Genomic DNA, 5,447 nt, shown 5'->3' with positions numbered 1-5,447 from the left:
TCTCTCCCAAAACGCCGGCGATTCCCTTGTAATTTGCCTCCTGATGAAAACGGGATTTTAATTCGGAATCCATGTATAGGTTATCCATCTCAACATTTGAACTGCTGTCCAGAAACTCGATACCGCCTCCGGCCTGCTCCTCAGAGGTAAAATGAAGCCGGGTGTACCAGATTCCTGCACCGGTAATCCGCATATCTGTAGCACTTACCACCAGCTTTTGGTCAAAATCGAAGGTTCCCTCCGGAATATATAAGGTCTTATTCTCCGCATCCGCGTCTTTCAGGGCATCCAGAAAGGCTTGGGAATCGTCCTGTCCATCGTTTGGCACCGCGCTGTAAGGAGCGTCCGTGATGGAAATGCTGTTGCTTGGGGCGCCCTTTGCTTCCGGGGCCTGCTCCAGCTCGATAAAGTCGATTCCCAGTTCATCCGCTTTTTTATCGGTTCTGCGGATGGTGAGCACGTCACCCTCCTCCAGTTCCATTAGTTCCTTGTTGTCATTTTCCAAGAGAAAATGTCTCTCATCAAAACGAAAACGAGAATGTGAATCGGCTATATTTTCATCAAAAACATCATTTTCCTTCACATACTGCCAAGCAGAGCTGTTGTCCAGCTCCACCGTTTTCTTTCCAAGAAGCTCTCCATTTCTCTCTACAGAAATCTCCAGCTCTCCGGATGCATCCTCCGGCATGGTAAAACGAAGAGTCATGGCATTGGCCGCCTTCTTAACCGTAAAGCGTAATGAAGAATCCTCCTTGGTCAACTGTACATAGCTTTGGTTGGAAGCCTCCATCTCCACTTCATCGTAAGCAGTAGAGTGCTTCAGCACCGCATCTCTTCCAACTCCCTCTTCCGCCTCGTAGCGAAGGTAGGGAAGCTTGGCGCCGTAGCCCTGGCTTTCCTTAGCCCAAAGCTCTGTCCTCGTTTCCGCAAATGCGGTTCCATGGGAAAGAAGCCCCAGGCCGGTCATGGTCAAGAGTAACGTAAGTTGTTTTCTGAATTTCATTCTTCTTCCTTTCTTCTCCAAAAAAAGTTACATGTATTTTTTTCGACTTACTTTTTTAGTTTAAAAGGAAATTCAGAAAATATTATGATTTATTCCGGACAAAATATTAAATAAATACAAAATTCGTTGTAATTTATTGTTTTCTGTTATAAGCAAAAGGCACATTTGCAACTTACTGCAACTTAGCGCAACTTAAATTTCCGCTCTGTACTCTTCAAAAACCCTTATTTTATGCGGTTCTCGGTTTTTTAAATTGAGAAATTTTATCGTTTTTGCAACTTACTGCAACTTAGCGCAACTTAAATCAAGCCCAAAAGGGAATATACTTCATATACCTAGGAGCTGTATTTTCATCTACCGCTTTAATCAGTTCTGCATCTACAGCATCTTTAATAATTCTCGAAGCTTTATATTTATATTGGTTTGTAATACCGAATATTTCTCGAATGGTATTATTATTGATGGCTTCTCCATTGACATAAGAAAAACATGCTTGCATATAGCAGGTCCTTATTCTATCCTCTTTGCTTGTTAAGTCAAATGGTACTTTTAAGTAAAGAGTCACTTTTGTAAATTTATCGCTTTGATTTTCAATTTTAGGAGCCAACATAGAGTGGTTACTTGTTGCATGAATTACCTTATCGTAACCACTGCCTCTTTCCTCACAAATTCCAATTTTATGCATAAACCCCGCGAGATTTTCATTTCTTGAAATCGGAACAGTATCGACAATGCGTTCAATAGAAACAAGAGGTGATCCTGCGTTGGAAAATTCTATTCTATCCCTAAATAATTCCACCATAGGATTGGTTCCTTTTTGGTCAATAGCCTGGTGAATCATGATATTTGCAAGCAGTTCACGAATAGCTATTTCCGGATAGCCTAATTGTGTCTTCCTTATGGATCCCTCTATTACTTCTTCTTGCGGAATTATTGTTAGAATATATTCCAAAATCTCATCATACGCTATTGCATATCCTTTGGAGAATGACTTTTCTCTAATCGTTTCCAACCTATTATTATCCTTGTACCATATAACTCTTACCGCTTTATGAGACAATGACTCAAAAGAATCTAAATTCTTAGCAATCAACAGCGCTCCCATATTTGTAACATCATAAGTTCCTGCAACATCTTTTCTCAGGAATTTTTCATTTACAAAGTCATCCGCTATTTTATTTTTGTTTTTAGGTAAAGCAAACTGCATTTTCTCGTAATATCCAGCTGAATCCAGTATAGTAAAAATCTCTGATAGCGACACATTTTCTTTTGCTGTTCTGAGTTCATACGGAGTGTTGTCAAAGGCTTTCCATAAATCTCTTTCCTTATCCGGATACTCTTTTAGGTTTTTCTTGTTACTACCTATCCTAATATACTTTTCTCCGGCAAAATGAATAGGTTGTTTCTCCGCTGAAGGAATTTCAAGTAAGGTTATTTTCTTACCTTCTAATTCAGTCTCATAAAACCTAAAATTTATACGTGGGCTCAACATACGCGCTAACCAAGCCTCAAGTGCTTCTGCGCCCTTTTTAGCAGCACCATAACTAAATGATGTCCCTATGACTTTTTGCGTCTTATCTTCTATTCCCCAAAGCATATACGCCTTTGGTCTCGCCAATAAAGCCGCAGAATTACTAAGAGCAGATATGTACTCACCTATTGTTTGTGGATCATCGTTATTATGTTTAAATTCTACCCACTCTGTTTCTCGCGGTAGTGAAATTAATTCTCTAACTAAATTATTGATATACTCTATATCTTTTATTGACATTGACCATCTCCTCGCCGATTCTCAATTTTTCTTTCATTGTATCAACTGTAGAACATATTTTCCACTGCATGATTAATCTGGATATGACCATATTTTCAATGACCAAGTATTGTTCTGCAACTTACTGCAACTTAAATTCTCACTTTACATCCTTCAAAAACCCTTATTTTATGCGGTTTTTGATTTTTCAAATAGAGAATTTTTCTTGTTTTTGCAACTTACTGCAACTTAGCGCAACTTAAATTTCTGCTCTCTCCACCTCACAAACCCTTATTTTATGCGGTTCTCGGTTTTTTAAATTGAGAAATTTTATCGTTTTTGCAACTTACTGCAACTTAGCGCAACTTAAATTCCGTAATACTCCAAATCTCTGTTACAAGACCTATGTCATCAACAGCTTCTATAATTTATTTCTATTTTTAATCAAAAACCCTGTATTTCCCATGGTTTTGATACAAAATAGAAATAAGCTATAAAGCAAAAAAAACCTACAGGTTTCCCTGTAGGTCTTGAAAATTTCACTTATGCGCCGAACTGTAATCCGTCTAACTTCACGCCGGGGCCCATGGTAGAAGTCAAGGTAATGGACTTCAGGTAGGTTCCCTTTAAGGAAGATGGACGAGCCTTTACGATGGCTGCCATTAATGCATCCAGGTTGGACTTTAACTGCTCCTCGGAGAAGGAAGCCTTTCCAACAGGAACGTGGATGATGTTTGCCTTGTCCAGTCTGTACTCAACCTTACCGGCCTTAGTATCAGCGATAGCCTTAGCTACATCCATAGTAACGGTTCCAAGCTTTGGGTTTGGCATTAAGCCCTTAGGTCCAAGCAAACGTCCGATACGTCCAACTACACCCATCATATCAGGAGTTGCGATTACTACATCGTAGTCGAACCAACCGTCCTGAATTCTTGGTACAAGGTCATCTGCACCAACAAAATCTGCGCCTGCAGCCAAAGCCTCATCAGCCTTAGCGTCCTTAGCGAACACTAAGATACGAACGTTCTTACCGGTTCCTGCAGGAAGAACTACAGAACCACGAACCTGCTGGTCAGCGTGACGTCCGTCACAACCGGTTCTGATGTGTAACTCTACAGTCTCATCGAACTTAGCAGTTGCATTCTTCTTTACCAACTGAATTGCATCCAACTCAGCGTACTTAACCTGTCTATCTACAGCCTTTGCCACTTCGGCATATCTCTTTCCCTGTTTCATGAATCAAAGCCTCCTTCTTTTACTCTTCTACCTTAACACCCATAGATCTGCAGGTACCTGCGATCATGGACATTGCAGATTCTAATGATGCAGCGTTTAAGTCTTTCATCTTAGTCTCGGCAATCTTCTGAAGGTCAGCCTTGGAGATAGTAGCAACTTTATTCTTATTTGGCTCGCCTGAACCCTTCTGCAGCTTACAAGCTTTCTTAATGAGAACAGGAGCAGGAGGAGTCTTTGTAATAAAGCTGAAACTTCTATCTGCGTAAACGGTAATAACAACAGGAATGATCATGTCCCCTTCATTAGCAGTTCTAGCGTTGAACTCCTTAGTGAAGGCAACGATGTTAACCCCGTGCTGTCCTAATGCAGGTCCAACGGGGGGTGCTGGAGTTGCTTTTCCAGCGGGAATCTGTAACTTAATGTATCCTTCTACTTTCTTTGCCATATAGGCACCTCCTTGTGGTAATTGCGGGTAAACCCTCCCACGAGCTTGCTTTGCAAGCGGTGGCTAAATGTACTCCATGGGATAAAATCCCTCGGGTATTACCAAATCTTATCTTAACTTCTGTACTTCACCATAGGAAAGCTCAACAGGAGTATCCCTACCGAACATTTCCACGTTAATGGTGACGGTCTTCTTCTGGTCATTGATTTCTGTAATGACACCAACGGTATCCTTCCAAGCACCGGAGACTACGCTTACGGTGTCTCCCTCTGCGAAGTCAACCAAAACTTCAGACTTTCTATAGCCTAAGGTCAGTATCTCTTCCTCAGAAAGGGGGACCGGCTTCGATCCGGGACCGACGAATCCGGTAACGCCTCTGGTATTTCTTACCACATACCAGGTTTCATCGTTCATCACCATGTTCACCAGAACATATCCCGGGAACATCTTCTTGTCGGTTTTCTTCTCTACGCCATTCTTTACTTCAATAACCGGCTGCATGGGAACACTGACCTCTAAAATCACATCTTGAAGACCACGGTTGTCAATGGTCTTCTCTAAGTCCATCTTCACCTTGTTCTCATAACCGGAGTAGGTATGGGCTACATACCAACGGGCTTCTGTGTTCTTCTCTGCCATATTCCCACCTTTACTTTACAAGAATCAATCCAAGACCCCACTTCATAGCAATGTCTAAACCTGTAATCAAAAGGCCTACCAACACACTAAGAACGATGGTTGCAACAGAGTGCTTAATCACTTCCTGACGTGTGGGGAAAACAATCTTCTTAAATTCAGATTTTAACCCTGCAATGAATCCGGCTCCTCCGGATTTCTTTTCATCTTGCATTACTTTGTCTCCTTATGCAGCGTGTGCTTCTTACAGAACTTGCAAAACTTTGTTACTTCCATACGCTCCGGATGAAGCTTCTTCTCTTTGGTAATAAAGTAGTTTCTCTGCTTACATTCTGTACATGCTAATATAATCTTTGTACGCACGGCTTTCACCTCCA

At 41.3% G+C, this 5,447-nt stretch carries 6 protein-coding genes and 1 pseudogene; all 7 read right to left on the bottom strand.

Going from position 1 to position 5,447, the window contains the following annotated elements; all coding sequences use genetic code 11:
- Positions 1 to 1,003 (bottom strand): annotated as a pseudogene (locus RYL27_RS10645) (glycosyl hydrolase family 28-related protein); the annotation flags it as partial.
- Positions 1,004 to 1,307: 304 nt separating this feature from the next.
- Positions 1,308 to 2,774 (bottom strand): RNA-binding domain-containing protein, encoded by a 1,467-nt coding sequence (locus tag RYL27_RS10640; RefSeq protein WP_007158178.1) that lies wholly within the window; start codon positions 2,772 to 2,774, stop codon positions 1,308 to 1,310.
- Between the two features lie 522 nt (positions 2,775 to 3,296).
- Positions 3,297 to 3,989, bottom strand: coding sequence for a 50S ribosomal protein L1 (rplA, locus tag RYL27_RS10635; RefSeq protein ID WP_007158180.1), 693 nt, complete (start codon positions 3,987 to 3,989; stop codon positions 3,297 to 3,299).
- Between the two features lie 19 nt (positions 3,990 to 4,008).
- Complete coding sequence (gene rplK, locus RYL27_RS10630) at positions 4,009 to 4,434, bottom strand: 50S ribosomal protein L11 (protein ID WP_007158181.1); 426 nt, start codon at positions 4,432 to 4,434, stop codon at positions 4,009 to 4,011.
- A gap of 108 nt (positions 4,435 to 4,542) precedes the next feature.
- A complete protein-coding gene (nusG, locus tag RYL27_RS10625; RefSeq protein ID WP_007158182.1) occupies positions 4,543 to 5,073 on the bottom strand; it encodes a transcription termination/antitermination protein NusG in 531 nt (176 codons plus the stop codon).
- Positions 5,074 to 5,083: 10 nt separating this feature from the next.
- Complete coding sequence (gene secE / locus RYL27_RS10620) at positions 5,084 to 5,284, bottom strand: preprotein translocase subunit SecE (RefSeq protein WP_007158183.1); 201 nt, start codon at positions 5,282 to 5,284, stop codon at positions 5,084 to 5,086.
- On the bottom strand, positions 5,284 to 5,433 hold the full coding sequence (gene rpmG, locus RYL27_RS10615; protein WP_007158184.1) for a 50S ribosomal protein L33: 150 nt from the start codon (positions 5,431 to 5,433) through the stop codon (positions 5,284 to 5,286). Before rpmG ends, secE begins: the two co-directional genes overlap by 1 nt.
- Between the last annotated feature and the right edge of the window lie 14 nt (positions 5,434 to 5,447).

Origin of the sequence: Oribacterium sinus (assembly GCF_963537195.1) — a bacterium.
Classification (GTDB): Bacteria; Bacillota; Clostridia; order Lachnospirales; family Lachnospiraceae; genus Oribacterium; species Oribacterium sinus_A.
This window is presented reverse-complemented; position numbering and strand designations above follow the sequence as displayed.